Source organism: Nonomuraea sp. NPDC049141 (genome assembly GCF_040648415.1).
GTDB lineage: Bacteria > Actinomycetota > Actinomycetes > Streptosporangiales > Streptosporangiaceae > Nonomuraea.
Genome location: NZ_JBEZDR010000048.1, coordinates 1 through 26832, shown reverse-complemented (window position 1 = coordinate 26832; position 26832 = coordinate 1). Strand labels below are relative to the sequence as shown.

Below are 26832 nucleotides of genomic sequence, written 5' to 3'. Positions count from 1 at the left end.
TCACCGTCCACGACGGCGTGGCCCAGCTGAGCGGATCCCCCCACGAGCACACCGACCACATCGCCGACGTGCTCGCCCGCACTGTGCCCGGCATCATCCGGGTCAGACACCTGAGGTGATCGCCATGAGAACGACCGTCGCCGACGTGATGACCACCGACGTGGTCGCCGTCAACCGCAACGCCTCCTTCCACACCGTCGCCGAGCTGCTCATAAGCAAAGCCGTCAGCGGCATGCCCGTCCTCGACGACGACAACCACGTGCTCGGCGTGGTGTCCGAGGCCGACCTGCTGGCCAAAGAGGAATTCAAAGAGCGCTACTACGGCGAGGCATACCGGCCCCCGCTACGTGCCCGCATCCGCCACACCATGGGCAGCGAGGGCACCGGCTCGGTCAAGGCGCTCGGGGAGACCGCCGGCGAGCTGATGACCGCGCCCGCCCACGTCGCCACGCCCGACTCGCCCGTCGTGGCGGCCGCCCGGCTGATGGAACGCTACGGCGTCAAACGGCTGCCCGTAGTGGACGCCGACGGCGAACTCGTCGGCATCGTCAGCCGCCGCGACCTGCTCAAGGTCTTCCTCCGCGCCGACGAGGAGATCCGGAAGCTGGCGATCGCCAAGATCCCGACCAGCGCCATGTGGACCGACCCGAAGGGCCTGGACGTCAAGGTGGCCGAGGGCGTCGTGACCCTGTCCGGGGTCGTCAGCAGGCACTTCGAGGCCATCGCCGCTGTCCGCATGGTCGAGGGCGTCGACGGCGTCGTCGCCGTCCACGACGAGCTCACCTGGAAGCACGACGACGTCATCGAAGCCCCGATGTGAGGTGGCGCCTGACCGGCGTCGACCTCACGTGACATGAGGAGCACTCATGGACGTACTTAGTCAGGTCGATGCTTACCGGCGCGGCGAACTATCTGTCGGTGGGCCAGATATATCTGCTGGACAATCCGCTGCTGACGGAGCCGCCGCGGTGGCGCACGCCTGGCTGGAAGGCACCTACTCCGAAGGCTAACCGGACATCTCCCAGGACGGGGCCGGGATGCGGCGGCTGTTCCGGCAGTTCTCCTTCCCCGGCGGGCGGAGGCCGGTAGCGGCGAATGTCCCCCACAGCAGGGGCCTAGGTCCCGGCCTGTGGCGTCACGGCTCGACCGGCTGCTGGAGTCCCCTCAACCAGCTGCGTTGTCACCGCGGCAGCGGGCCGACGGTCGTGTTCCGTCCTGCCTCGCCACGGGTAGCGTCCTGAACATGGCCGGCACCGACCTGGCGAAGGTTCGCTGCGCCGTCTTCGACACCGGCGGCGTGGTGACCGGCACGCGGCTGCCATACCGCTGTGGTGGCGGCAGGCAGGCACTGCCGCGCGGTCGTCACCTCGGCGGTCAGGTTCCACCCGAGCTCGCCGTCACCGGCCGCGTCCTCACGAGCCGGTCATGAACCCCTGGGTCCTGTCCTACGAGGGTTTCGATCCGGCCTCCGAGGGGTTGCGCGAGGCGCTGTGCACGCTGGGCAACGGCCGGTTCGCCACACGCGGCGCGACCCCTGACGGTGAGCTGCGTACCGCGGGCACCTACGCCGCGGGGTGCTACGACCGCCTGGACTCCACCATCGCGGGACGGACGGTGACCAACGAGGACCTGGTCAACCTGCCCGACTGGCTTCCCCTCACCTTCGCCGCCCCCGGCTCGGACTGGTTCCGGCCGGAGCGGGCCGACCTGCTGGAGTACCGCCAGGAGCTCGACATGCGCCACGGGACCCTGTCCCGGGCGCTGCGCCGGCGCGACGAGGCGGGCCACATCACCGCGGTACGGCAACGCCGCCTGGTCTCCATGGCCGACCCGCGCCTGGCCGCCCTGGAAACCACGTTCACCGCCGAGAACTGGTCGGGCCCGCTGCGCGTGCGCGCCGCGTTGGACGGCCGGGTGACCAACAGCGGCGTGGCCCGCTACCGCGACCTGCGCGGCGACCACCTCACCTGCCATGACACCGGCGACCAGGACGGCCTCACCTGGCTGACCGCCACCACCCGCTCATCCCAGATCACCGTGGCGCTCGCCTCCCGTACCGACACCGCCACCCCCGGCCACCAGGTGATCCGAGAAGGGGACCGGATCGGCACGGAACATGTGCTCGACCTCGCGCAGGGCGAACCCGCCACGCTGACCAAGACCGTGGCCTTGGCCACCTCGCGCGACTCCGCCGTCCACGACCCCCGCTCCGCGGCGATCCGCGCCGTACGGCTGGCACCGCGTTTCGACGAGTTGCTCGCCCGGCACGTGGCGGCATGGGAGCGGCTGTGGCATCGCGCCCAGGTCGATGTGGACGGACCGGAGCTGGCGCAGATCGTTCACCTGCATGTCTTCCACCTGTTGCAGACGCTTTCTCCGCACACCGCTGACCTCGACGTCGGTGTGCCCGCCCGCGGCCTGCACGGCGAGGCTTATCGCGGGCACGTGTTCTGGGACGAGCTGTTCGTCCTGCCCTGGCTGAACCTGCGCTTCCCCGAGACCTCGCTCGGCCTGCTCCGCTACCGGTGGCGGCGGCTGCCCGAAGCCCGGGCGGCGGCCCGGGACGCCGGTTACGACGGGGCGATGTTCCCCTGGCAGAGCGGCAGCGACGGACGGGAGGAGACCCAGACGCTGCACCTCAACCCCGCCTCGGGACGCTGGCTGCCCGACGCCTCCCACCTGCAGCGGCACATCGGCCTGGCCATCGCCTACAACGTGTGGCAGCACTACCTGGCGACCGGCTCGATGCCGCCGTGGTGCGCGGAGCTGCTCATCGAGATCGCCAGGTTCTTCGCCTCGCTGGCCGTGCTCGACCCCGCTTCGGGACGGTACGAGATCCGCGGCGTCATGGGACCCGACGAATACCACGAGCGCTACCCGGGCGCCTCCTCGCCCGGACTGGCCAACAACGCCTACACCAACGTCATGACCGTGTGGCTGCTGTCGCGCGCGCTCGACACCGGAAAAGCCAGTCCTGAGGAGTCGGCGCGCTGGGACGACATCACCCGGCGCATGCGGGTCGACTTCCACGACGGCGTGATCAGCCAGTTCACCGGCTACGCGGACCTGCTGGAGCTGGACTGGGCACGCTACCGAGGCGCGCGCCGGCTGGACCGGGCGCTCGAGGCCGACGGCGACGACGTCAACCGCTACAAGGCGGCCAAGCAGGCCGACACCCTGATGCTCTGCTACCTGCTCACCTCCGACGAACTGGTGGGAATCCTGAACCGGCTCGGCTATCCAGTCGAACCCAGCCTGATCCCCCGCATGGTCGGCTACTACCTCGACCGCACCAGCCACGGCTCCACGCTGAGCGCCGTCGTACACGCCTGGGTGCTCTCCCGCTCCGACCGGGCCCGCTCCTGGCAGTACTTCGCCGAAGCCCTGTTCAGCGACATCAAGGACGTCCAGCACGGCACCACCGCCGAGGGCATCCACCTCGGCGCCATGGCCGGCACCCTCGACCTCCTGCAGCGCTGCTACCTGGGCCTGGAGATCCACCCCGACGGCCTGCACCTCAACCCACTCCTGCCCGACCGGCTCGGCACGCTGTCCATGCCCATCCGCTTCCGCGGCAGCCGGCTCTTCATCGACGCCGACCACCGGCAGGCACGCATCAACGGCGTGGCAAGACCGACCTTCATCACAAGCATGCAAGGAGAACCGACCATGACAGCCACAGGCGACCTCGGACGTCGCATCGCCCACCACCGCGAGCGGCTCGGTCTGACCCTCGAACAGGTCGCCGAGCGCGCGGACATGTCACCCGGCTACCTCCAATATCTGGAGGAACAGCCCGGCACACCCACCGCCGAAGCCATGTACCGGCTGGCCGAAGCTTTGGAGACCAGCGTCGAAGACCTCCTCGGCGGCGGCGTCGACCGGCCACCAAGCCGTGGCAGGGCCGGGACGGCCCCGACGCCGGAGAGCCTGGACCGCGAGGAATGCCTCAAGCTGATCGAGCCCGGCGGCATCGGCCGGGTGGCCTTCAACGGCTCCCACGGCCCGACCGTGCTGCCCGTCAACTACCAACTGCTCGAAGGCTCCATCGTCTTCCGCACCGCCTCGGGCGGCCCCATGGACCAGGACCTGCGTACCGGCCTGGAAGGCGTGGAGATCAAGGTCGGCTTCGAGGTCGACCGGATCGACGAGGCCCAGCGCGAGGGCTGGAGCGTGCTCGTCCAGGGCCCCGCTCACCACCTACCCCCCGACGAACTGCCGAAGGTCACCATCACCCCCTGGGCAGGCGGCGAACGCCACCTGTACGTCCGCATCACCCCGCACCAGATCACCGGCCGCCGCATCCACAGCCTTTGACAGCGCTGCTCTCCGTGCGGGCTTTGGTCCTCGCCGAGGAAGGCGTGCACGGCACACCGATCGCCGGGCGCCTTCTAACGGTCTCAGGACGTCGGGACCAGGAACGATGAGGCGAGGCGCTCGCCCCATTGCCTGGCTCGCTCCAACTCGCCGGCCACCAGCGGCCCCTGGGTGCCCGTGACGTAGAAGCTCTCGGCGGGCGCGGCCAGTGCGAGGCCGAGCCGGCGCAGTCGTTTGGCGACACCGCGCGCGGCCGATCCGGGCATGCGCGGCTTGGCGATCCGCGTGTCGAAGGCGGCCGAGGCGAGCCTGGCCGACGACGTCCGCAGGGTGGGCAGCCACTCCCGGACCCCCTGCCTTTGGGAGACCACCCGGCCCTGCTGGGCGGCCGATTGCCGGGTCGAGGCCCTGCTCATCCCGAAGGCGTGCGTGGGGCCGCCGACGACGAGCAGGCCAACGTCCTGGCCGACTAAGGCGGGCGCGGAGCCTACCTCCACGACCTCGGCCCTCATCGCGGTGGCCAACCCCTCCGCCACCGCCTCGGCGATCTGCTTGGTGTTGCCGAACATGGACTCGTAGACGATCAGCGCGTACATCTCCTGCCTCCTTCGAACTCAGCTCCGCACCGGTATCACGGGCGCGAGATGGAACATGCCGGTCACCACCTCGCCGCCGTCCTTCAGGTGAGGGGTACGTCCGGCCACCGCCGACACGACGTCTCGGGCGGTGATCATCCCGACCAGTCCTCGGTCGGACACCACGGGTACGGCGTCACAGCCCGCGTCGGTCATGACGGCCGCGACCCGGGTCAGCGGGTCGTCCGGCCGCACTCGCGGCCTGAGCTCGCCCTCCAGCAGCTCGCTCACCTGGCGGTTCGACTGTTCCTGCGGACCACCCGACCAGGAGGCCGCCAAATTGCCATCAGCGGCGACTCATCCGCCTTGACCGCCACCAGGATGCGGCTCATCACCCGCTCGGCGGTCAGCGACTCGATGTTCATAGCCGCTCCTCGCGGGGCCGTACGACCGCCACCGGACAGGTGACGTGGTGCAGCACGGCACGGCTGACCGAACCCAGCACCGCGGAGGTGAGGCCGCCCAGCCCGCGCGACCCGACGACGACCAGGTCGGCCGTGGTCGCAGCCTTGATCAGGGCGCCGGCCGGGTGCTCGCACAGTTGCTCGTCGGTGATCTCGACGTCGGGGTTCTTCTCGCGCCAGGGGACCACGCGCTCGGCCGCCACCCGGACCTCGTGCTGGAATGCCTTCTCCAGCAGGCTGTTGTAGCCGGCCGCGTACGGGGAGAAGATCGGCAGTTGCCAGGCGTACAGGACGTGCAGCCGCGCATGGCACGCGCGGGCCTGCTCGATGGCGTACTGCATGGCGGCTTCGGAGTGCTCGGACTCGTCGTAGCCGACGACGATCCGGCCGTGCTCTTCCCGCCTGCCCCCGCGTACGATCACGACCGGGCCATGTGCATGGCCCGCGACGGCCGTGCTGACCGAGCCGAGCACCATGCCACTGAAACCGCCGAGCCCCCGGCTGCCCAGCACCAGGCTGTCGGCCGAGGCGGACTCGTCGATCAGATCGTCGATCACGCTCCCGGCGCGTAGTTCCGTCGTCACCTCGACCGCACCGGCCAGCTCGCGCGCCCGGTCAGCGGCGGCCTCCAGCGCACCCGCGCAGTACTCCGCGCTGAACGCGGCGAGCCCGTGCGGCCACTGCTCGCAGACGTGCACGATGCGCAGGGCCAGCCCGCGCCGCCGCGCGTCGGCGGCTGCCCATTCCGCAGCTGCTGTCGCCGGGGCGGAGCCGTCCACCCCGACCACGATCCGTCCGTTCATCACGCATCTCCTTCACGAGCTCGCCCTTTCCCTTCCAGCCTTGCGAAACGGGCAACTGGCCGCCGGAGGACGAAGTCCCGAATGTGGTGCCATTAGTCCCGAAGTGAGGTGATCGGGGGAAGGCGCGGCCGAAAGGCATCGAGGTGACGGGACCTTCGTCCCTAGGCGGATCGGCCCGTCCCGGCGAGCGTGGGAGGTGAATAGCGCAAGGAGGCGTGATGAAGGCGCTCATCTACCACGGCCCCGGCCGGCGGTCCTGGGAGGAGGCTCCCGCTCCGCGGCTGATCGAGCCCACCGACGCCGTCGTGCGCGTGGACGCGGTCACCATCTGCGGCACTGACCTGCACATCCTCAAGGGCGACGTGCCCACCGTGGAGCCGGGGACGATCCTCGGCCACGAAGCGGTCGGCACCGTCACGGCGACCGGAGACTCGGTCGGCGTCGTCAAGCCGGGCGACCGGGTGCTGGTCTCGTGCATCTCGGCCTGCGGGCGTTGCCGCTACTGCCGCGTCGGCATGTTCGGTCAGTGCCTGGGCGGTGGCGGCTGGATCCTCGGCCACCGCGTCAACGGCACCCAGGCGGAGTACGTACGCGTGCCGTTCGCCGACACCTCCACCCACCGACTGCCCGACGGCGTCACCGACGAGGCCGCGCTCATGCTCGCCGACATCCTGCCCACCGCCTACGAGGTCGGCGTGCTGAACGGCCGCGTCCAGCCCGGCGACACGGTCGTGATCGTCGGAGCCGGACCGATCGGCCTGGCCGCGATCACCACCGCGCAGTTGTTCACGCCCAGCCACATCGTCGCCGTCGATCCCGCCCCCGCACGGCTGGAGGCCGCCAAGCGGCTCGGCGCGGACCTGGTCGTGGGCGCGGGCGACGATCCGGCCGGCGCGATCGCCGAGCTGACCCGCGGGCTGGGCGCCGACGTCGCCATCGAGGCCGTCGGCCTGCCGGAAACCTTCGAACTCTGCACCCGCCTGGTACGCCCCGGCGGCCACGTCGCCAACATCGGCGTGCACGGCGCACCCGCCACCCTGCACCTCGAAGACCTGTGGATCCGCGACCTCACCATCACCACCGGCCTGGTCGACACCCACTCCACGCCGACCCTCCTGGACATGATCGCCGCCGGACGACTGGACCCCGGCACGTTCATCACCCACCGCTTCGCACTGGACGACATGACCGCCGCCTACGAGACCTTCGCCGACCCGACGGCGACCGGCGCCCTCAAGGTGGTCCTGTCCCGCGGATGACACCGGTCCGCCGGTCACCACCGAAAGACAAGGAAAGGAAGAATCCATGACGGCCACGACGGGTCACCCCACCGAGCTCGGGGCATGGCGCGGCTTCAGCGACACGGCCTGGCGGTCGGCGGTGGACGTGCGCAGCTTCATCCAGGCCAACTACACGCCCTACGAAGGCGGCGCGGAATTCCTCGCCGGCCCGACGGAGCGCACCGCGGCCGTGTGGGCGAAGGTCTCGGCGATGTTCCCCGAGGAGCGACGGCGCGGGATCTACGACGTCGACACCACCACGCCGTCGTCCATCACCTCCCACCGTCCCGGCTACATCGACGCCGCCCGCGAGCTGATCTTCGGCCTGCAGACCGACGCACCGCTGAAGCGCGCCATCATGCCCGCGGGCGGACTGCGCATGGTGGAATCCGGCCTGGCGGCCTACGGCCGCACCCTCGATCCCCTGGTACGGAAGATCTTCACCAAGTACCGCAAGACGCACAACGACGGCGTGTTCGACGCCTACACTCCCGAGATCCGGCGCGCCCGCCGGGCGGGCGTCATCACCGGCCTGCCCGACTCCTATGGCCGTGGCCGGATCATCGGCGACTACCGCCGGGTCGCGCTGTACGGCGTGGATCGGCTGATCGAAGCCAAGCAGGCCGAGCTGCGCTCTTTGGAGGGCGCCTTCGCCACCGACGCGGTGATCCGTGACCGCGAGGAACTGGCCGAGCAACTGCGCGCCCTGGCCGAGCTGAAGCAACTGGCCGCCTCCTACGGCTACGACATCTCCCATCCCGCCACCACCGCACGCGAGGCGATCCAGTGGCTGTACTTCGCCTACCTGGCCGCGATCAAGGAGCAGAACGGCGCCGCCATGTCGCTCGGCCGTACCTCCACCTTCGTCGACGTCTACCTGCAGCGTGACCTGGCCGAGGGCCTGATCACCGAAGAGCGCGCGCAGGAACTCGTCGACGACTTCGTCATCAAGCTGCGCATCGTCCGCTTCCTGCGCACCCCGGAATACGACCAGCTCTTCTCCGGCGACCCCACCTGGGTGACCGAGTCGATCGGCGGCATGGGCTCCGACGGGCGCACGCTGGTCACCCGCACCAGCTACCGCTATCTGCAGACACTGCGTAATCTCGGCCCCGCCCCCGAGCCGAATCTCACCGTCTTCTGGTCGCCGCGCCTTCCGCGGCCGTTCAAGCGGTTCTGCGCCGCGCTGTCCATCGAGACCAGCTCGATCCAGTACGAGAACGACGACCTGATGCGGCCGCGCTTCGGCGACGACACCGCCATCGCCTGCTGTGTCTCGGCCGCGCCGGTGGGCAAGCAGATGCAGTTCTTCGGCGCCCGGGTCAACCTCGCCAAGACGCTCCTGTACGCGATCAACGGCGGTCGCGACGAGATGACCGGTGAACAGATCGGCCCCGCCTACCCGGCGCTGACCGGCGACCACCTCGACTACGAGCAGGTCCGCGCCGCGTTCGACCGGATGATGGACTGGCTGGCCGCCACCTACGTCAACGCGCTCAACATCATCCACTACATGCACGACAAATACGCCTACGAGCGCATCGAGATGGCCCTGCACGACTACCCCGTCAAACGGACCCTGGCCTGCGGCATCGCCGGACTGTCCGTCGCCGCCGACAGCCTGTCGGCCATCAAGCACGCCCACGTCACCGTGATCCGCGACGAGAGCGGCCTGGCCATCGACTACACCGTCGACGGCGACTACCCCGCCTACGGCAACAACGACGACCGCGCCGACACCATCGCCGTCGACCTCGTCCGCGCGTTCATGACCAAGATCCGCCGCCACCCCGCCTACCGCGACGCCGAGCACACCCAGTCCGTGCTCACGATCACCTCCAACGTCGTGTACGGCAAGCACACCGGCAACACCCCCGACGGCCGGCGCGCCGGAGAGCCGTTCGCCCCCGGCGCCAACCCGAGCAACGGCCGCGACCGCCACGGCCTGGTCGCCTCCGCACTGTCGGTGGCCAAACTCCCCTACGACCAAGCGCTCGACGGCATCTCCCTGACCAACACCGCCACCCCCGACGGGCTCGGCCGTACACCGGCCGAACGCGTGGACAACCTGGTCGGAGTGCTGGACGGCTACTTCGACGCGGCCGGCTTCCACATGAACGTCAACGTGCTCACCCGCGCCGTACTGCTGGACGCCATGGATCACCCCGACCGCTACCCGCAACTCACCATCCGGGTCTCCGGGTACGCCGTCAACTTCGTCCGGCTCACCCCCGAACAGCAGCGCGACGTCATCAACCGCACCTTTCACGGATCCCTGTGAACACCCGCCAGGCCGAGCTCCGGCGGGCCGCCATCGAGCTGTGCCACCCTCCGCCTCCACCCGGCACCGGCGTGATCAGCTCCTGGGACCTGTCCATCGGCGTGGACGGCCCCGGCACCCGATTCGTGGTGTTCACCGGCGGCTGCCCGCTGCGCTGCCTGTACTGCCAGAACCCCGAGACCTGGCGCATGCGCGACGGCCACCAGGTCACGGTGCAGGAGGTCATGACCGAGATCGACAGATACCGGCGCTTCATCTCGGTGGCAGGCGGCGGGGTCACCATCAGCGGCGGCGAGCCGCTGCTCCAGCCCGGCTTCACCGCCGACCTACTGCACCGTTGCCACGACAGCGGCCTGCACACCGCCCTCGACACCTCCGGCCTGCTCGGCGACCGTGCGAGCGACGCCATGCTCGCCGACACCGACCTGGTCCTGCTCGACATCAAGTCCTCCGATCCGGCCACCTACCGCACCGTGACCGGCGGTCCGCTGGAACCCACCCTGCGCTTCGCCCGCCGGCTCGCCACACTCGGCCGCCCTACCTGGATACGGTTCGTCCTCGTCCCAGGGCTCACCGACGCCGAAGAGAACGTGGACGGCCTGGCCCGCTTCGTCGCGCAACTGGGCAACGTCGGACGCGTCGACGTCCTGCCCTTCCACCGCATGGCCGCGGACAAATACCGCAAGCTCGGTCTACCTTTTCCGCTGGCCGACGTCGCGCCACCCGACCAGGACCTGCTCGACCGCGTACACGCCCAATTCCGCGCCCACGGCGTCGCCAGCACCTAAGATGCTGATCCGCTCCGATCTGACGATCGACTCATGGCCGGTTTTGCCGGTATCTCGGTTGGATCCGGGATCGACCACCATCCCGCAAAACCGGGTCGGTGACAGCGGTGGACTCGGCTCCCGTTTCGACGGTGACGTGCTGATCGGGCGGGAGCGGCGGCGCGGAGAGCAACGCCGGCGGGGTGAAGCGACGCAGCCGGTTGGCATTGCCCACCACCGACAGCGACGACAGCGCCATCGCGGCGGCAGCGAAGACGGGGCTGAGCCGGAGTCCGAGGAAGGGATAGAGCACCCCGGCCGCGACCGGGATGCCGATCACGTTGTAGACGAACGCCAGGAACAGGTTCTGCCGGATGTTGCGCATCGTGGTCCGCGACAGCCGTACCGCGGTGACCACCCCGCCGAGCGCGCCGGAGATCAACGTGATGTCGGAGGCCTCGATCGCCACGTCGGTGCCGGTGCCGATGGAAAGGCCGACATCGGCCTGGGCCAGCGCGGGCGCGTCGTTGATGCCGTCGCCGACCATACCGACTCTCGATCCTTCTCCCTGCAGGCGGGCGATCTCGGCGGCTTTGTGCGCGGGCAGCACCTCGGCCAGTACCCGGGTGATGCCGACCTGGCGGGCGATGGCCTCGGCCGTCCGCCGGTTGTCCCCAGTGATCATCACCACCTGAAGTCCCAGCCGCTGCAGAGCCGCGACGGCCGGGCGGGAGTCGTCCTTGACGGTGTCGGCCACCGCGATCACCCCAGCGGGCTCGCCGTCTACGGCGACCATGATCGGAGTACGGCCCGCCCGGGCCAGGCGATCGGCCTCTTCCTCAAGCGCCGGGGTCTCGCCGAGCAGGCGCTTCCCGCCGACCAGCACACGGTGCCCCTCGACGGTCGCCGCGATGCCCTGCCCGGTGACCGAGTCGAACTCCGACGGCTCCGTGAGGATCAGGCCGCGCCCGGTCGCGCCCTCGACAACGGCCTGGCCCAGGGGGTGCTCGGAGGAACGTTCAGCACAGGCGGCCAGGCGCAGCACCTCATCGGCCGCCCAGTCGCCGTACGGAACGACGTCCGTGAGCGCCGGCCTGCCACGGGTGATGGTGCCGGTCTTGTCCAGGACGATCGTGTCCAGCTTGCACGCGGTTTCCAGGGCTTCGGCGTCGCGGATCAGGATGCCGGACTGAGCCCCCTTCCCGGTGCCGACCATGATCGAAAGCGGGGTGGCCAGCCCGAGCGCGCATGGACAGGCGATGATCAGTACGGCTACCGCCGCCACCAATGCCAGCGTCAACGCCGGCGCCGGGCCGGCGACGAACCACACGGCGAAAGTCACGATCGCGATGGCGATGACCACTGGGACGAAATAGCCGGACACCAGGTCGGCCACCCGCTGGATCGGCGCGCGGGAGGCTTGGGCGGCCTGGACGAGACGGATGATCTGGGCCAGCGCCGTTTCCGCGCCCACCTTCTCGGCCCTGAACGTGAACGATCCCGTCTGGTTGACCGTCGCGCCCACCACGTCATCGCCCGGGCCCTTGTCCACCGGGATCGACTCGCCGGTCACCATCGACTCATCCAGCGTCGAGCGGCCCTTCACGACGACTCCGTCGACTGGAACCCTCTCGCCTGGCCGTACGACCACCACATCGCCCAGCACGACGTCCGCGATCGGAATCTCGATCTCCGCACCGTCGCGCTGAACCCGGGCAGTCCTGGCCTGCAGGCCGATCAGCTTGCGGATCGCCTCGCCCGTGCCCGCCTTGGCCCGCACCTCCAGCAAACGGCCGAGCAGGATCAGCGTCAGGATGACCCCGACGGCCTCGTAATAGACGTCACGGACCCCCTCCGGCAACAGGCCGGGCGCGACCGTGGCCAACAGGCTGTAGCAGAAGGCGGCACTCGTACCCAGCGTGATCAGGCTGTTCATGTCCGCTGAGCGGTGCCGCAGAGCCAGCCAGCCCACGCGGTGGATCGGCCAGCCCGTATAGAACATCACTGGCGCGATCAGCGCGAGCTGCACCCAGCGGTTGAGCAGGAACTCCGGGATCCATCCCGCGCCGAAGAGCTCATGCGCCATGACGACGAACGCCACAGGCAGGGTCAGCACCGCCCCGATCAGGACCCGACGCGACAGGTCGGCGATCTCTGCACGCCGCTCCGTCGCCTCGACCTCCTGCGAAGGCTGTTCGGCCAACGAAGGTGAGGTACTCGCCGCGACATCGTGACCGCCGCCGGAGCCCGGTTCGACGATCAGGCGGCCGTGCACCATGTTCATCCCACAGGCGAAGCCGTACTCCCCCGCATCGCCCGGCAGCAACTCCACTGTGGTCTTGGCAAAGGCAGGCAGCGCCTGACTGGCGCCGAAGTCGGCGAACACCACCCGGGAGGTGCAATCCCCACTCTCTCTCCGGTTGAAGGTCAGCCGCACGGGGGTGCCCTGCCGTACTCGGATGATGTCCGGCGAGAAGCCGCCCCGCACGACGATCTCGATCTCCTGCACGCCGTCACGCAGCTCGGCCAGGCTGCTCTTCCTCGGCCCGAAGAAGTACCAGCCGAGGAAACCCAGCAAGGCCACGGAGATGCCGATCACGACCCAGTCGGCGGCGGTCACGACCGCCCTGCCCTCTTGTGGTCCTCGTCCTGATGGTCATGCTGCGTGTCGCCGTCGTGGCCGCCCATGGACCGCATCATCATCAGCATCATGAGCGGGCAGCCCAGCAGGAAGACCACGAGCAGGACCGTACTCGGCGGGGCTCCGGCCCAGACGGCCGCGAACGCGGCCACAGCGGCGACAGCCGCCAGGATCAGGTGCTGCTTCAGCATGATGGCCTCCGTATGTTGTCGCGTGATTGCCGTTCGCGTATCCACCTCGTGACCGCCATCACGAACACGATGAGCCAGGTCGCTGAGAATGATGAGGAAGGGGATCTACGGAATGCCGAGCACGTCGGTTTCCCTCCGTCCTTCTCTACTACGCTCTCACCAGCATGTGGCGGCAGCTCTCCTGTCGCCATAGACGAACGTCCTCATGAAAAGGGGCGAAGGTCCCATCACAGAGTGCTACTGACCGTAGTAGATGCGAACGAAGCGCATCACCGCGGTTGGCGGCCATGGCGCCACCACCGCCCGTCGCCCCGCCCCATGCCATCCAGTCAGGCACCCCCTCCCTGGCGTAAGAGGACGGTGACCCGTCATCGCTTCCAGGTCATCGGAGATCTTCGCGCCCGCCCCCTCCGGAGTCGTACCCGACTCAGCCGTCCCGATCGGATGGCGTTGGTCCCGGGCATGAAGGCCCAACGGCCCTGCCCCTGGTCGCGGAAGGAGCGCCAGGTTGGAAGCAATGCACTTGCAGGAGTGGAGGAGCGAGATGAGACCTTCGATGACGGCGGCAATCGCCGCCGGGGCGTTGCTCGCCATCGCCGTCGCCGTCGGCGGAGCCGCCCTCGCCACCGCCAACCGCCAGTCCACTTCCACCGCTGCGGCATGGCAGCAGACCGGCTGGCCAATGGGTGGTATGCACCGAGTCACGATGAACGACGAGGCCGACTACCTGGCCCAGATGGTGCCCCATCACCAGGAGGCGGTCGAGGCCGCCCGCCAACTGCAGCGTTCGCGCCGGGCCGAGATGCGCGCTCTGGGCGCCTCCATCGTCAAGACGCAGTATCTGACCGACTGGTTCGACGGGCGCTGGCAGATGCCCTACGGGCCGTGAAGACGGCCGAGTGGCTCCCTCATCACGCGGACCTGTCGCCGAGGAGGGCCCGCACTTCTCCGGCCACCTCACGCACCGACCGGCCCTCGGTGTCCACGCGCAGGTCACCCGCCTTGACGCGGTCGAGCGCCGCGGCCTCGTCCGCGGCGCGCTCGGCGACGCGGCGCAGGGCGGCGGAGTCCAGCCCCTTCATCTCGTCCCCCGGGATCGCCGGCCCGCCTCCCGCGCCACGCCGCGCGACGCGCTCGGCCAGCGTGGCGGGCCCGGCGTGCAGGCGGCACACCGTCAGCGCCGCTCCGGGAAGCAGTTCGGCGTAGCCGCGGACGGTGTCATCCCGGTCGGCGTGCCCGGAGACGATCAGGCAGCGGGCCCCGGCCGCGCCGTATCCGGCCCACAGGGCCGCGAGGTTGCGCGCCTTGAGGCGGTGGCCGTCCGGGTCGTCGTCCGCGGCGGGCCGCAGCGCGCCGATCTGCTTCAGATCGACATAAGCAGCCCGTACGCCGGTCTGGATGATCTGCGTGAAGACCTCATAACCGACGGTCGATTTCCCGACCGCGCCGGCGCCGGAGAGCCACAGCACGGGGACCGGGCCGCAAGCGGATGGTGCCACTGGGCGGGACGTGGAGCCGCCGGGCGTCGCGGCGGGGCCGGTGCGTGGCCATCCACCGGCTCGCTCACGGACCATCCGGGCCACCTCGGACACGGTGCGCCCGTCGGTATCCAGGCATATGTCGGCGAAGTCACTGAGGTCCAGCAGCTCCGCCTCGGCGACCGCCTCCGCCACCAGGTCCGGACGCCACCCTCGGGCGAGGAAGCGTTCCTTGAGCTCAGCGGCGTCCACGCGCAGCCGGCACACGGTCAACGCGGCGTCCGGGAGGAGGTCCGTGTACTCGCGAACCTCCTCGGGGGTGTCGACGAAGCCCGACAGGACCACGCACCGCGCCCCCTCCTCCCGCAAGTTGGGCCAGATCGCGGCGAGGTTCCGGGCCCGGATCCGATGGGTGCCGCTGTCCGGGAGGGGGTAGCACAGGCTGATCTGGTCGGCGTCGAGGAAGGCCGTCTTGATGCCGCCCCGGCTGAGCCGCGCGAACAGCTCCCAGCCGACCGAGGATTTCCCGACACCTGACGGCCCGCACAGCCAGAGCAACGGCAGCCGATCGCTTCTCATTCGCGCGACAGTAGTAGGCCGCACGTACGATCGGCGATCGCATTTTCAGGCCGGGCAGCGCCCGTCAAGGGCGCTGAGGACGGCGTTGATGAACACCGGTGACGACGGCTCGTCGGCATGCGCCACACCGGCGAACTCGGCCCTGCACCACACGCCGGCGATGACGTCGTTACGCGTGTCGTCCAGCGAGCTCGTCAGCAACGTGTACTTGACCGGATCCGGCGTGGGGTCGCCGCTGTTGAGCTGGGTGATGAAACTGTTGGTGGGGCACATCTGCCCGCCTTGCCCGGCCGGCAGCAGGCACGCGGGCCAGTAGCCGAGCTGCGAGGTGCCCATCGAGATGTAGCTGAGCGTCTTGTCGGCGCCGCCGAGGAACTTCAGGTAGTGGCGCGCGGACAGCCCGCCCATGCTGTGCCCGACGATGCTGACCTTGCTGCCGTCGTGTTCCTGCCGTGCCTGCTCCACGAGGGCGCTGATGGCCTGGGCGTTGGCGACGTTCTCCTCGCCGGGCAGGTCGATCGCGTACGTCGGGTACCCGGCTTGCTCCAGTGCCGCCTGCATCTGGGCGAACTCGGTGGGAGATCCGTTCCAGCCGTGAACCAGGATGACCGGCTCCCGCTGCGCGCCCTGGGCCGGCGAACCGGTGCAGACCCCGGCCAGCAGGGCGAAAGCGATGATCAGTAATGGCCGGATGCGGTGTGGGCTCGGCGACATCGTCGCACCTCGCTCTTCGTCCGAGGGTGGTTCACTTACTAAGTACTCGGTAAGTGAATGAGTTAGATTTAACATCGTGACACCGAGCAGGCAAGTACCTGGCAGGCAGGAACGCGCTCGCCAGCGGCGAGAAGAGATCATCACGGCGGCCGGCGAGATGTTCGCCCGCAGCGGCTACCGCGGCACCTCGCTGGCCGACGTCGCGGCCCGGGCCGGCATCACCGAACCCGGGCTCCTGCACCACTTCGGCAACAAGGCGGGCCTGCTGCTGGCGGTGATCGAGCGGCGCGACCTGGACAGCGAGGCCTTCGCGCTGGAACTGCTCGGCATGGAACCCTCCGGGCGGCTACGGGCCCTGCCGGAGTTCGCGCGCCGCAACAAGCAGCGGGCCGGACTGGCCAAACTGTTCACCGTCCTGGTGGCCGAAAGCCTCGAACCGGGCTCGCCGGGCCATGAGCACTTCGTCGACCGCTATCGCTCGATGCGCGCCATCGTCGCCGACAACATCCGCTCCGCCCAGGTCGCCGGCGTCGCCCGCCCGGACGTCGACCCGATGGCCAAGGCCATCGAGATCATCGCCACCCTCGACGGCCTGCAGACCCAGTGGCTGCTCGACCCCGAGGCCGTCGACATCGTCGCCACCGTCGAGTCCTACGCCCGCACCCTGGAACGCGACCTCACCTGCGGCCTGCCGTAGGCGGCGGCGTAGCGGCGGCCGTCGGGGAAGCGCAGGTCTCGGGCGGCGCGGCTTCGTCACGCCAGATCAGCCGCAGCAGCCGGGCCATGTCCCCGGCCGTGGAGCCGGGAGAAGGGGATCACGGTCCGGCGCAGCCCCAGAAGCCGGTGGGTCCGTCGGTACGCGCGCCGGGGCGGACGCGTACCAGATCCCGCGGTCGAGCTCGCCCGCGTCCGCCTGCCGGAAGACCTCCAGCGCGATGACCACCTTGAAGACCGACGCGGCCACGACCGGCTCGTCACTGCCGACATGGACCTGGCCGTCGCCGTCGACATCCATGACGCACAGCCAGCCGTCGCAGCCGGCACGGGAGAACAGCTCTTCGATCACGCGATCACTCTGGCAGGCACCCGCGCGTACTGTGGCCCCGCTCATTCGGTATGGAGGGCCTCGGCGATGGTCAGGCGGGCCGCCGAGCGCGCGGGGAGGAACGCGCCGAGCATCGCGATCACCACTCCGGCCAGCGCGAGCGCGGCCAGTCCTGCCACCGGCCACACGTCGAGCATGAAGGCGGGCATCGTGATGCCCGCAGCGTCGAACATGGCCCCGACGATCACCCGGTGCGCGGCGATCCCGATCGGGATGCCGAGCAAGCCGCCGAGCGCGCCAAGGGCCGCCATGGACGTCACCGCCATCACGGTGACCTGGCGTGGGGTCATGCCGATCGACTTCAACACGCCCAGGTCGCGGCGGCGTTCGCGAGTGTTGAGCAGCACGGTGTTGAAGACGCCCAACGACGCTACGACGACCAGCAACAGCGTGAAGATCGAGGCCGCGCTGATGACGGCGACGCTGTCGGCGTCGACCTGTGACCGGGTGACCGGATACAGGCCCTGGTCGGCCGCCTTGACCGCGGCATTGTACGCCTCGACGTCGGCGCCCTGGTCCAGCTGAACCTCGTACTGGGTGGGTCGCTGGTCCGGCGCGAGCGCGGCCAGCGTCGGCCAGCTCACCATGATCAGGTCGGTTGCGCCGTCCATGGCCTCGCCCACGATCGTGGCGGACACGCGCGCGCCGTCGAGCGTGAGTGTGAGACGGTCGCCGACCTTCAGCCCATGCTTGGTCATGAACGCCGAGGGGGCGACGATCTCGCCAGGCCCCTCGGACAGGCGGCGCCCGCCTAGGATCGTGTCGCCCCGGGTCGCGGAGTCCCCGCGCAGGAACTGGGCCATGATCCGGCCGGGGCGTCCGGCGAGGTGCAGGTCGATCCAGGCGTCGGCGATGATGTGCCTGGTGCCGGGCAGCGAGCGCAGCAGCGCCTCGATCCCGGCGTCCTCGTGCTCGGGCCTGGTCTGGTCCGGCCGTCCCACGTGGATCACCGTGTGGACGTGCCCCACCCGTTGCGCCGCGTCCCCGTAAGCGATCATCGTACGGAAAAGACCGGAGGCGAGCGTCACCGTGGTGACGCCGAGCACGACGGCGCCCAGCGTCAGCGCCGAGCGGCCCGGACGCGCGAACGGCAGGCCCAACCCCAGGCTGATCGAGCGGGGCAGTCGGGTGCCGGCCAGCAGGTGCTGCGCCCGCTGCCCGCGTCCCGCGCTGGGCGCGTTGCCCGCGCTGATCGTCTGCGCGGCGGACATCCGATGCGCGCGTGAGGCCGGTACGAGCGCGGCCAGGACCACCACGGCCGGCACGCCGAGCAGCGCCGCCACATAGGAAGACATGCCGATGCCGATGCCGACCTCCGGCCCGATGCCCTGGAAGAGCAGCCGCAGCAGCGGCTGAGCGGCCAGGCCGCCGAGAACGGTGCCGAGCAGGCATCCGGCGAACCCCGGCAGCAGGACCATCGCCACATAGACACAGACGACCTGCATGGGGGTGAATCCCAGTGATTTGAGCACGCCGATGTGCCGCCGGCCCGCGATGACCGCACCGCTAATGACATTGACGACGATGAGGACCGCCACGGCCAGCCCCAGGATGCCGAACCCGGTCAGAAAGGGCAGGTAGGCGGTGGCCGTGCGGGCGATGTCGTGCTTGACCGTCAGGTAGGACCGCCAGTCGAGCAGTGAGGTGGCGGGCAGGCCCGACGTGATCTCCGTCATGACCGCCCGCATCTCGCCGTCCGTGCCGGGGTCGGTGAAGCGGAAGAGCAGTTGGGTGGTGTCCGGGTGCATGGCCTGGAGCTGGTCCGGCGTGACCCAGGCTTCGGCTGTTCCGCTGATGCCGGCGGCCAGGCCCACGATGGTCAGTTTCGGCCCACCTCGCACTTGGACCGTGGCGCCCAGCAGGTCGCGGAAGAACGGTTCGGCCGGTCGGTTCACCACGATCTGTCCCGGGGCGGTGGCCCAGCGGCCCGCCCACAGGTCGACCCGGTCGACCGGGCCCCCGGGGTCGGCACGGCCGACGAGCGTGAGCGGGCCGGGCGGCAGGCCGAAACCGGTGTCGGAAACGGTGATGACGGCCTGGCCGAACGGCCCGGCCACGGACTCGACCGCCGGGTGCCGGGCCGCTCGGACGAGCCGGTCGTCGGAAACCGCGCCCCGGTCGAACGCCGCCACGACATGCGCGCCCCGCTGCCGGTCGAAGGTCCGGTCGAAGGGCGCCGAGCTGGCTTCGAGCAGGCCGAGCGCCACCACGATCGCCACCGTCGAGCACAAGACGACCACACCCAGGATCACGCTCTGCAGCCGGCGGCGCCGCACCGCCGCCACCGCGACCCGCCACACCGCGCGCGTACCCTCCGCTCTTGCGCGGTGAGCGCTCACGGGGCCCGTCTCGGCGGCCTCCCGAAGAAGGTGGCCGCTCATGTGGTCCCTTCCACTTCACGCTCGCCGGTCACCTTGCCGTCGGCCAGCTCGATCACCCGGCTGGCGCACCGCTGGGCCAGCCGCTGGTCGTGGGTCACCAGTAACAACGTCTGACCGATCTGGTGCAGATCGAGCAGCAGGTCCATCACCTGTTCGCCGGTATGGCTGTCCAGCGCGCCCGTCGGCTCATCGGCCAGCAGGACGGCCGGCCGGTTCATCAAGGCCCTGGCAACGGCGACGCGCTGGCGTTCCCCGCCGCTCAGCACCGCGGGATAGAAGCGCGCGCGGCCGGCGACGCCGAGCTCGTCCAGCAGTTCGAGCGCCCGTCTGCGAGCCTGTACGGCAGGCGTCCCAGTGAGCTGGGCGACCAGTGCCACGTTGTCGAGCGCGGACAGGTCGTCGAGCAGATTGAAGAACTGGAAGATCATGCCGATCCTGCGCCGCCTGAAGAGCGCCAGCCCGGTCTCATCCAGTCGCCCCAGGTCCTCGCCGTGGACCGCGACCGTCCCGGAGGTGGGCCGGTCCAGCCCCGCGATCATGTTGAGCAGCGTCGACTTGCCGCAGCCCGACGGCCCCATCACCGCGACCGCCTCACCGGCCCGGATCTCCAGCGAGACGCCGTTCAGCGCCACCGTCTCGCCGTAGTGCTTGCCTACCTCGTCAAGTTGGACGACGACCTGGCTCTCGGTGGTCATGAGGGGAGACTATGAGCGGCGCTCGCCGCCCGGCATCCTTCCCCGGATGCAAGCTCACCGCCCCGTCATCCCGTGGATGTAGACGCTCAGCCTGGAGGCTGATGCGGATCGCCGCCTGGTCTGCGAAGGTGAACGCGTGGGAGCAGCGGGGGCGTACATCCTGATCGTCATCGTGGTGGCGCTGTCGGCCACGGGCTGGCTGGGCCTGCTCCTCCTGCGGAGCCGGCGGCAGCACCGCGCGACCGTCGAGGAGCGCGGCCGACTGCTGGAACGCGAGCGGCAGAGAGCCGCCAAGACGGCGGTCGACGCCGAGCGCGCCAGGATCGCCGGCGAGCTCCACGACATCGTCAGCCACAACGTGAGCCTCATGGTCGTCCAGGCGAGCGCCGCGCGCGAGGTGCTGATCACCATGCCGCACGAGGCCGACGCGGCGCTCAGGGCGGTCGAGGGCGCGGGCCGCGACGCGATGACCGAACTACGGCACCTCCTTGGCCTGCTCGCGCCATCACCGGAAGGTGCCGACTCGGCCCAGCGCGGAGACCTTCCCGCCGGCCCGGAGCTGGCACCGTCGCCCAGCCTGAGCCGCCTCAGCACGCTGCTCGACCGGTTCGCCTTCGCCGGGCTGCTCGCAGAGGTGCGGATCTTGGGCGCGCCGAGGCCGCTGCCACCGGGCATCGACGCGACCGCGTACCGGATCGTGCAAGAGGCACTGACCAACGCGCTCAAGCACGCGTCGGCGACCAAGGCCGAGGTGACGATCCGTTACGCCGAGCACCACCTGCGAGTGGAGGTGCTGAACACCGGCCCCAGCGTGCTGACAGGCGACCTTGCCGGACGCGCGGCCGTACTCGAAGATCGGTTCAGCGCCATGGCGGTGGATGATTGCGCGGCGGACGGGCAGGGACGCGACGACGGAACGGGACGCGGGCTGCTGGGGCTCCGGGAACGCGTCACCCTCTATGGCGGAGACCTGGACGCGCGACGGCGCCTCGGCGGCGGCTACCGCGTTCGCGCACGCATCCCCCTGGACCGGCCGGCCTCCCCACCCCAGGCACCCCAGGGCCGGTCATGACCCAGTCCGCACCCTCCCCCCGCGTGCTGATCGCCGACGACCAGACTCTGATCCGCACCGGCTTTCGCCTGATCCTCACCACGCGCGGCATCAACGTGGTCGGCGACGCGGCCGACGGGCTCGAAGCGGTCGCGGCGGCGCGCGAGCTGCGCCCGGACGTCGTGCTGATGGACATCCGCATGCCGAACATGGACGGGCTGGAGGCCGCCCGGCAGATCCTGGCCCAGAGTCCGCACTGCCGGGTCATCATGCTGACCACCTTCGACCTCGACCGCTACGTCTACGCCGCGCTGGCGCTCGGCGCCAGCGGCTTTCTGCTGAAGGACGTCACGCCCGAGCACCTGGCCGCGTCCGTGCGGCTGGTCGACACCGGTGACGCCTTGCTGGCACCGTCGATCACCCGTCGGCTGGTGGAGCGCTTCGCCGCCCCCGACCGCACCGCCGCACCCGCGTCGCCGCTCCCGTCCTTCCGTAGCAAGCTCGCGAGCCTGACGCCGCGCGAGCTCGAGGTGCTGACTCTGCTGGGAGGCGGCCTGTCCAACGCCCAACTCGCCGATGTCCTGACCCTCAGCGAACCGACCGTGAAGACGCACGTCGCCCGCATCTTCGCCAAACTCGGCCTGCGCGACCGCGCCCAGGCCGTCGTCATCGCCTACGAGACAGGTCTCGTCCGCCCAGGTGAATGCCGGTTGTGACAGGGTGCTGAGGGCCCGCTACCCGGTGGGAAGCCCACCGTTGAGGACCGCGGGGCCGTAATGCGCATGGGGCCTTTCCCCGACGAATGCCCAGTAGCGGTCGCCATAGGACCAGTGCCACCACTCCGTGGGATAGTTCACGAAGCCGGTCGCCGTCATGATGTCGATCAGGATCTGCCGGTTGCCTCTCGCCTCCGCCGAGATCCCCGCCGACTCCGTGTAGCACTCCTCGCCGTATTCCGGAGGCGTGGCGTTGACCTCCGTGCCCATCGGCAGTTCGGTCCCGTCCTCGGTGCACAGCGTGACGTCGACCGCTCCTCCGGCCACGTGCGGTGCCACCTCGGGCGGTGAGACATACTTGGCCGCCTCGACGCACAGCCGCTCCCGCGTCCAGCCGGGGTACGTGCGCCGCATCCTGTCCAGGGAACTGGCGAAATAGCGTTCCTGCAACGCGTACGGGCGATACCCCTCCACCAGGAGCAGCCGGAGTCCCCGGGGAAGCCGGATCTGCGCGGCCGCGAGGCGGCCGACGATGCCGAGCCGGACGTGCGCGTGGGCGCCCTCGTGGTCGGCCAGCCGCGAATCCACCCGGATGACCTTCCCTTCGCGAAGGTCGACGAGGGGCTCGCCGCACTCCTTCGCCGGCAGCGCGGCGATTCGCGGGTCGGACAGAAGCACGTGCTGTGCCATACGGGCGCTCCATGGGCGATCTGCGGCGAAAGTCCATCGCAGCATGGATCAAGGCGCTCAAAGTTCGCTTTAACCCGCTTTACAGCGACAGCTCGCCGTACTCTCTGGCGCCGTACCGCCGGAAGATCTCCATGGCCTCGGCTTTGAGCGTCTTGGCGGCGGCGAGGTCGCCGAGAGCCTCACGCACTTCGGCCAGGTTGCGGAGGGTGCGGGCGCGGAACAGGGTGGCACGCTGCTGCTCCCAGATGCGCACCGCGTCCTCCAGGAGTTCCTTGGCCTGGTACAGCCGCCCATCGGCCAGGTGCAGCTCGCCGAGTACGCGGAGCGTGCATGCCTCGCCGAAGGCGTCGTTCAGGGTACGCAGGACTGTCAGTGACTCCCGCAGCGGCGCCATGGCCTCGTCGAACCTGCCCTGGCGCAGGAGCGCCTTGGCCAGCGCGCGTTCGCAGTACGCCGCCATCAACCGGTCGTCGGCCGACTGGAAGATGGCCAGCGCCCGCCTGGCGACCTGCTCGGCCTCGGCCAGCTCGCCTCTGGCGCGGTGGTAGAGCGACATGCTGCGCAGCGTCAGGCCCTGGCCACGGCGGGAGCCGACTGCGGTGAACAGCGACAGAGCCTCCGCCAAATCGGCCCACGCCCCGGGATAGTCCCCCGTCTCCACGCGCACGGTCCCGGCCAAGCGCCTGACGTGCCCCATCGCCGAGGCGTCGTCGAGATCGGCCAGCAACTCCCGTGCCCGGTCGAGGAAGCGCAGCGCCTCGGGCAGATATCCCTGCTCGCGGCAGGAGGCGCCGAGCGCGGCGAGGGTGGCGCCCTCGCCGCGGATGTTCTTGGCCGCCCGGAACATCAACAGCGCCTGGCTGAGATGGGCTTGTGACTCGGCGTACATGTCCCGCTCGTAGTGGAGCTGCCCGAGCCCGGCGAGCAGGATCGCCTCACCGAGGGCGTTGTCCGTGCGGCGGGCGGCGGACAGGGCCGCCTCGAGCGTCCTGTGCCAGCTCGCGAACGGGTCGTCGAAGACGTACTGGTGTCCCCCGAAGGCCGTGCACGACAGCGCGGCGGTCAGCTCGACGGCGAGTTCGTCCAGGTCCATCGCGGCCGCCAGCTCCACGCCGGTGATCAGCGCCTCCTGCTCGCCGCGGAACCAGGCGCGCGGATCGGCCACCACCGACCGAGCCACCTCGGCGTCCACCGGGCAGGCCAGCCGGTAGGTGGCGGGCACCGAGATCAAGTACGGGGGCGCGGTCTCGTTGATCCGCTCGACCAGCCAGATCCATCCGCCCAGGACCCGTGTGACGACGGCGTCGCGCGTCTTCGCGTCGTCCTCCGCCAGGGCGCGCTCTCTGGCGAACAGACGGATGAGATCGTGCAGCCGGTAGCGGAGCTGCCCGCTCGGGTCGACGCCTTCGACATCGACGAGCGAGACATCGACGAGGTGTTCGAGGATGCGTTCCGCCTCGCTCAGGCTCGTCTCCAGTGCGGAGGCGGCCACCCAGGCGGGGAAGGACGGCAGGCCCATCAGGCCGAGGCGGCGCAGCGCCGTACGGGCCGAGGACGGCAGGTGTGCGTAGCTCAGGCTGATGCCGGCCCGCACCTGCTGATCTCCGACGGTCAGCTCGTCCAGCCTGTGCCGCTCGTCGGCCAGCCGGCTGAGCAGCCGCGCGAGCGGCCACTGGCGGCGTGAGGCCAGCCGGGCGCCGGCGATGCGGATGGCCAGGGGGAGCTGGCCGCATAGTCGTACGATGTCGCTCGCGGCCTGGTGCTCGGCGGCCACCCTGTCGCGGCCGGCGATCCGCGCGAGCAGGTCGATCGCCGTGTCGGCGGGCAGCACGCCGAGCTCGACGAAGCTCGCCCCGGCGAGTCCCACGAGCCGGTTGCGCGAGGTGACGAGCACCGCGCAGCCGGATCCGCCGGGCAGCAGCGGCCGGACCTGCGCCTCAGCGGCGGCGTCCTCCAGGACCACCAGCTTGCGCTGGCTCGCGAGCAGTGTGCGGTAGCGGCCGACGCGCTCCTCCAGCGTCACAGGCAGCCGCGTCGTGGCGGGATCGAGCTCGCGCAGCAGCCGGCCGAGTACCTCTTCAGGTCCGGCCGGGGCGTCGCTCGTGCCGCGTAGTTCGATGTGCAGCTGGCCGTCGGGGAAGTGCTCGGCGACCTCGTGCGCCGCCCGGAGGGCGAGGGCCGACTTGCCCATGCCGCCGGCGCCGGAGATCACGCAGATCGGCATGGCGTCCGGCTGGGTCAGCACCGTGCGCAGCGTCGCGAGCTCCTCGCCCCTGCCGATGAAGTCGGCCGGTGGGGAGGGCAGCTGGCGGGGCCTTCGCCTGCGTACGGGGGCCAGCAGGGTGGGGTCGGACCGCAGGATCGCCTCGTGCGTCTGCCTCAGCTCGGGCCCCGGCTCGATGCCGAGCTCGTCGATCAGCACCTGCCTGCCCTCGCGGTAGACGGTGAGCGCGTCGGCCTGCCGTCCCGCCTGGTAGAGCGCCACCATGAGGTCGCGGCGCAGGCGTTCGCGGGCGGGGTGCAGCGCGACCAGTTCGGTCAGCTCGTCGAGGAGCTGTTCGGCCTGGCCCATCGTCAGCTCGACGGCGATCCGCTCCTCGATGACGGTGATCCTGAGCTCGTCCAGCCGCGCGGCCTCGGTGCGCAGGAAGGAGTCGCTGATCCCGCCGAGCGCCGGTCCCCGCCAGAGCGCCAGAGCGGCGCGGAAGTTCTCGCGCGCCTCCGATAATCGGGTCTCTCGTACGGCTTGCCGCCCTTCGCCGACGAGCCGCTCGAAGATCTGCAGGTCGAGCTCGCCGGGCCGCACCTCGGCGAGATAGCCGACCCGGTCGTAGACGATGACGTTGGCCATGCCCGCGCCCTCGAACGACCGGCGCAGCGACGCGACGTAGGTCTGCAGCACGGGCCGCGCGGTAGCGGGCGAGCGCTCGCCCCAGACCGCGTCGATGAGCCGCTCCACCGGCACCGTTCGGCCGGGGTCGAGCAGTAGCGCGGTGAGCAGCGCCCGCGGCTTGGCTCCCCCGAGCGGTATTTGCCGTTCCCCCTCCCATGCCTCAACCGGGCCGAGAAGCCGGAAACGCATGCAGCCTCCCCAAGGACAAGGGCTTCAGGGCACTCAGACTAAATCATTTTTCGGTGTCTACCAGGCTCAAGTGGTGATTACAGCGAAGTTTGATCGCGGTCCCGCACGCTCTCGACGTCGATCACGAACGACCGAGAGATGAGGGATCACGATGGGTGACCTCCGCAGTACAGGCCGGAAGCTCGCAGCGGGTCTGGCCACCACGGCGATCGTGGCCATGGGCTTCACCGCCGTCATGGCCACCCCGGCCGCCGCGGTGAGCAGGCCCGCGATCGTCTCCGCCGCCCAGACGGAGCTGAACAACGGCACCCGAAATCACGAGAGCCCCATGGGCAGCGGGTGCAACTACTACACCGGTTTCTTCCGCACGTGGAAGGACTCCGCCGGCTGCCCCAGCAGCGATGGCGTGCAGTGGCGCGACAGCAACTGGTGCGCGGACTTCGCCAAGTACGTCTGGCGCAAGGCGGGTGTGCCCCACGCCGACGTCGCCGAGTTGGACGGCGGTGTGCTCACCGGCTGGGCCAGCTCGTTCAAGGACTACGGGACCAAGTACGGGACCTGGCACACCAGAAGCAGCGGCTACACCCCGCAGCCCGGAGACGCCGTCGTCTTCGACTGGGAGCAGAACGGTGACATCGACCACGTCGGCATCGTGAAGAGCGTCGACAGCGGCACGATCTACACGATCGAGGGCAACAGCGGCGACAAGACCTCGGCGAACTCGCACTCCCGGTCGAGCACCGACATCGTCGGATACAGCTCCCCTGTCGACGCCAACGATGGTGGTGCGTCGAACGAAGACGGTGGCGACTTCAACGCTGATGGGGTGGGTGACATCTTCTCGGCCGCTACCGGGACGCTGACCGTCTGGAACGGTAAGGGCTCGAACAACTTCGCCGGCGCCGTCGAGATCGGCCCCGGCTGGGCCTCCTACAGCAAGCCGATCGCCGGCGACTTCAACGACGACGGCATCAGTGACCTGGCCGCGGTCAAGGACGGCAGCACGCTGACCATCTGGAACG

24 protein-coding genes and 1 pseudogene are annotated in these 26832 nt (G+C 70.0%); 12 read left to right on the top strand and 13 right to left on the bottom strand.

Features of this window, described 5'->3' with window-relative positions; genetic code table 11:
• Positions 1-124 precede the first annotated feature (124 nt).
• From AB0B91_RS62825 to AB0B91_RS62810, 4 genes and pseudogenes are all read left to right on the top strand, one after another.
• On the top strand, positions 125-820 hold the full coding sequence (locus tag AB0B91_RS62825) for a CBS domain-containing protein (RefSeq protein ID WP_358342488.1): 696 nt from the start codon (positions 125-127) through the stop codon (positions 818-820).
• A 46-nt stretch (positions 821-866) separates the two neighbouring features.
• A pseudogene (locus tag AB0B91_RS62820) lies at positions 867-1076 on the top strand (hypothetical protein); the annotation flags it as partial.
• Positions 1077-1243: 167 nt separating this feature from the next.
• Positions 1244-1429, top strand: a complete 186-nt coding sequence (locus tag AB0B91_RS62815) for a hypothetical protein (RefSeq protein WP_358342486.1) — start codon at positions 1244-1246, stop codon at positions 1427-1429.
• A complete protein-coding gene (locus tag AB0B91_RS62810; RefSeq protein ID WP_358342484.1) occupies positions 1426-4317 on the top strand; it encodes a pyridoxamine 5'-phosphate oxidase family protein in 2892 nt (963 codons plus the stop codon). Before AB0B91_RS62815 ends, AB0B91_RS62810 begins: the two co-directional genes overlap by 4 nt.
• An 83-nt stretch (positions 4318-4400) precedes the next feature.
• Here the strand turns inward: AB0B91_RS62810 and AB0B91_RS62805 are convergent, their stop codons facing one another.
• From AB0B91_RS62805 to AB0B91_RS62790, 4 genes are read right to left on the bottom strand one after another with little or no spacing between them, the layout of a single operon-like run.
• The gene (locus tag AB0B91_RS62805) at positions 4401-4913 is read right to left on the bottom strand and encodes a flavodoxin domain-containing protein (RefSeq protein ID WP_358342482.1); all 513 of its coding nucleotides are present in this window, start codon (positions 4911-4913) and stop codon (positions 4401-4403) included.
• Positions 4914-4931: 18 nt separating this feature from the next.
• Positions 4932-5183, bottom strand: coding sequence for a CBS domain-containing protein (locus tag AB0B91_RS62800; RefSeq protein ID WP_358342481.1), 252 nt, complete (start codon positions 5181-5183; stop codon positions 4932-4934).
• On the bottom strand, positions 5180-5317 hold the full coding sequence (locus AB0B91_RS62795) for a hypothetical protein (protein ID WP_358342479.1): 138 nt from the start codon (positions 5315-5317) through the stop codon (positions 5180-5182). The genes AB0B91_RS62800 and AB0B91_RS62795 overlap by 4 nt, the downstream gene beginning before the upstream one ends.
• Complete coding sequence (locus tag AB0B91_RS62790; RefSeq protein ID WP_358342477.1) at positions 5314-6159, bottom strand: universal stress protein; 846 nt, start codon at positions 6157-6159, stop codon at positions 5314-5316. The genes AB0B91_RS62795 and AB0B91_RS62790 overlap by 4 nt, the downstream gene beginning before the upstream one ends.
• A 218-nt stretch (positions 6160-6377) precedes the next feature.
• Between AB0B91_RS62790 and AB0B91_RS62785 the strand changes: the two genes are divergently transcribed.
• The 3 genes from AB0B91_RS62785 to pflA are packed head-to-tail and all read left to right on the top strand — an operon-like array spanning position 6378 to position 10508.
• The gene (locus AB0B91_RS62785) at positions 6378-7418 is read left to right on the top strand and encodes a zinc-dependent alcohol dehydrogenase family protein (protein ID WP_358342475.1); all 1041 of its coding nucleotides are present in this window, start codon (positions 6378-6380) and stop codon (positions 7416-7418) included.
• Between the two features lie 46 nt (positions 7419-7464).
• Complete coding sequence (gene pflB / locus AB0B91_RS62780) at positions 7465-9720, top strand: formate C-acetyltransferase (RefSeq protein ID WP_358342474.1); 2256 nt, start codon at positions 7465-7467, stop codon at positions 9718-9720.
• Positions 9717-10508 (top strand): pyruvate formate-lyase-activating protein, encoded by a 792-nt coding sequence (gene pflA, locus AB0B91_RS62775; RefSeq protein ID WP_358342473.1) that lies wholly within the window; start codon positions 9717-9719, stop codon positions 10506-10508. The genes pflB and pflA overlap by 4 nt, the downstream gene beginning before the upstream one ends.
• Positions 10509-10539: 31 nt before the next feature.
• Here pflA and AB0B91_RS62770 read toward each other — a convergent pair whose 3' ends face one another.
• A complete protein-coding gene (locus AB0B91_RS62770; RefSeq protein WP_358342471.1) occupies positions 10540-13107 on the bottom strand; it encodes a heavy metal translocating P-type ATPase in 2568 nt (855 codons plus the stop codon).
• Positions 13104-13319, bottom strand: a complete 216-nt coding sequence (locus AB0B91_RS62765) for a DUF2933 domain-containing protein (RefSeq protein ID WP_358342470.1) — start codon at positions 13317-13319, stop codon at positions 13104-13106. Before AB0B91_RS62765 ends, AB0B91_RS62770 begins: the two co-directional genes overlap by 4 nt.
• A gap of 544 nt (positions 13320-13863) precedes the next feature.
• Between AB0B91_RS62765 and AB0B91_RS62760 the strand changes: the two genes are divergently transcribed.
• Positions 13864-14208, top strand: coding sequence for a DUF305 domain-containing protein (locus AB0B91_RS62760; RefSeq protein WP_358342468.1), 345 nt, complete (start codon positions 13864-13866; stop codon positions 14206-14208).
• Between the two features lie 22 nt (positions 14209-14230).
• Here the strand turns inward: AB0B91_RS62760 and AB0B91_RS62755 are convergent, their stop codons facing one another.
• Both AB0B91_RS62755 and AB0B91_RS62750 read right to left on the bottom strand, forming a co-directional pair.
• The gene (locus tag AB0B91_RS62755; protein ID WP_358342467.1) at positions 14231-15376 is read right to left on the bottom strand and encodes an AAA family ATPase; all 1146 of its coding nucleotides are present in this window, start codon (positions 15374-15376) and stop codon (positions 14231-14233) included.
• Positions 15377-15421: 45 nt separating this feature from the next.
• Positions 15422-16090, bottom strand: coding sequence for an alpha/beta fold hydrolase (locus AB0B91_RS62750; protein ID WP_358342465.1), 669 nt, complete (start codon positions 16088-16090; stop codon positions 15422-15424).
• 76 nt (positions 16091-16166) lie between these two features.
• Here AB0B91_RS62750 and AB0B91_RS62745 point away from each other — a divergent pair, with 76 nt between their 5' ends.
• On the top strand, positions 16167-16787 hold the full coding sequence (locus AB0B91_RS62745) for a TetR/AcrR family transcriptional regulator (protein WP_358342463.1): 621 nt from the start codon (positions 16167-16169) through the stop codon (positions 16785-16787).
• 66 nt (positions 16788-16853) lie between these two features.
• Here AB0B91_RS62745 and AB0B91_RS62740 read toward each other — a convergent pair whose 3' ends face one another.
• The 3 genes from AB0B91_RS62740 to AB0B91_RS62730 are packed head-to-tail and all read right to left on the bottom strand — an operon-like array spanning position 16854 to position 20271.
• Positions 16854-17156, bottom strand: coding sequence for a serine hydrolase (locus AB0B91_RS62740; RefSeq protein ID WP_358342461.1), 303 nt, complete (start codon positions 17154-17156; stop codon positions 16854-16856).
• Between the two features lie 41 nt (positions 17157-17197).
• Complete coding sequence (locus tag AB0B91_RS62735) at positions 17198-19576, bottom strand: ABC transporter permease (protein ID WP_358342459.1); 2379 nt, start codon at positions 19574-19576, stop codon at positions 17198-17200.
• Positions 19573-20271, bottom strand: a complete 699-nt coding sequence (locus tag AB0B91_RS62730) for an ABC transporter ATP-binding protein (RefSeq protein WP_358342457.1) — start codon at positions 20269-20271, stop codon at positions 19573-19575. Before AB0B91_RS62730 ends, AB0B91_RS62735 begins: the two co-directional genes overlap by 4 nt.
• A gap of 136 nt (positions 20272-20407) precedes the next feature.
• On the opposite strand from AB0B91_RS62730, the gene AB0B91_RS62725 reads away from it, so the two are divergent.
• Together AB0B91_RS62725 and AB0B91_RS62720 are read left to right on the top strand one after the other, a co-directional pair.
• Entirely contained in the window at positions 20408-21343 is a 936-nt protein-coding gene (locus AB0B91_RS62725; protein WP_358342456.1) for a histidine kinase, read from the top strand.
• On the top strand, positions 21340-22038 hold the full coding sequence (locus AB0B91_RS62720; protein WP_358342454.1) for a response regulator transcription factor: 699 nt from the start codon (positions 21340-21342) through the stop codon (positions 22036-22038). Before AB0B91_RS62725 ends, AB0B91_RS62720 begins: the two co-directional genes overlap by 4 nt.
• Before the next feature lie 18 nt (positions 22039-22056).
• Here AB0B91_RS62720 and AB0B91_RS62715 read toward each other — a convergent pair whose 3' ends face one another.
• Positions 22057-22728: a M15 family metallopeptidase gene (locus AB0B91_RS62715; RefSeq protein WP_358342452.1), complete on the bottom strand. Its 672-nt coding sequence runs from the start codon at positions 22726-22728 to the stop codon at positions 22057-22059.
• 79 nt (positions 22729-22807) lie between these two features.
• A complete protein-coding gene (locus tag AB0B91_RS62710; protein ID WP_358342450.1) occupies positions 22808-25810 on the bottom strand; it encodes a BTAD domain-containing putative transcriptional regulator in 3003 nt (1000 codons plus the stop codon).
• Positions 25811-25961: 151 nt separating this feature from the next.
• Between AB0B91_RS62710 and AB0B91_RS62705 the strand changes: the two genes are divergently transcribed.
• Positions 25962-26832, top strand: an 871-nt coding sequence (locus tag AB0B91_RS62705; protein ID WP_358342448.1) for a CHAP domain-containing protein, incomplete at its 3' end; no start/stop codon positions are given.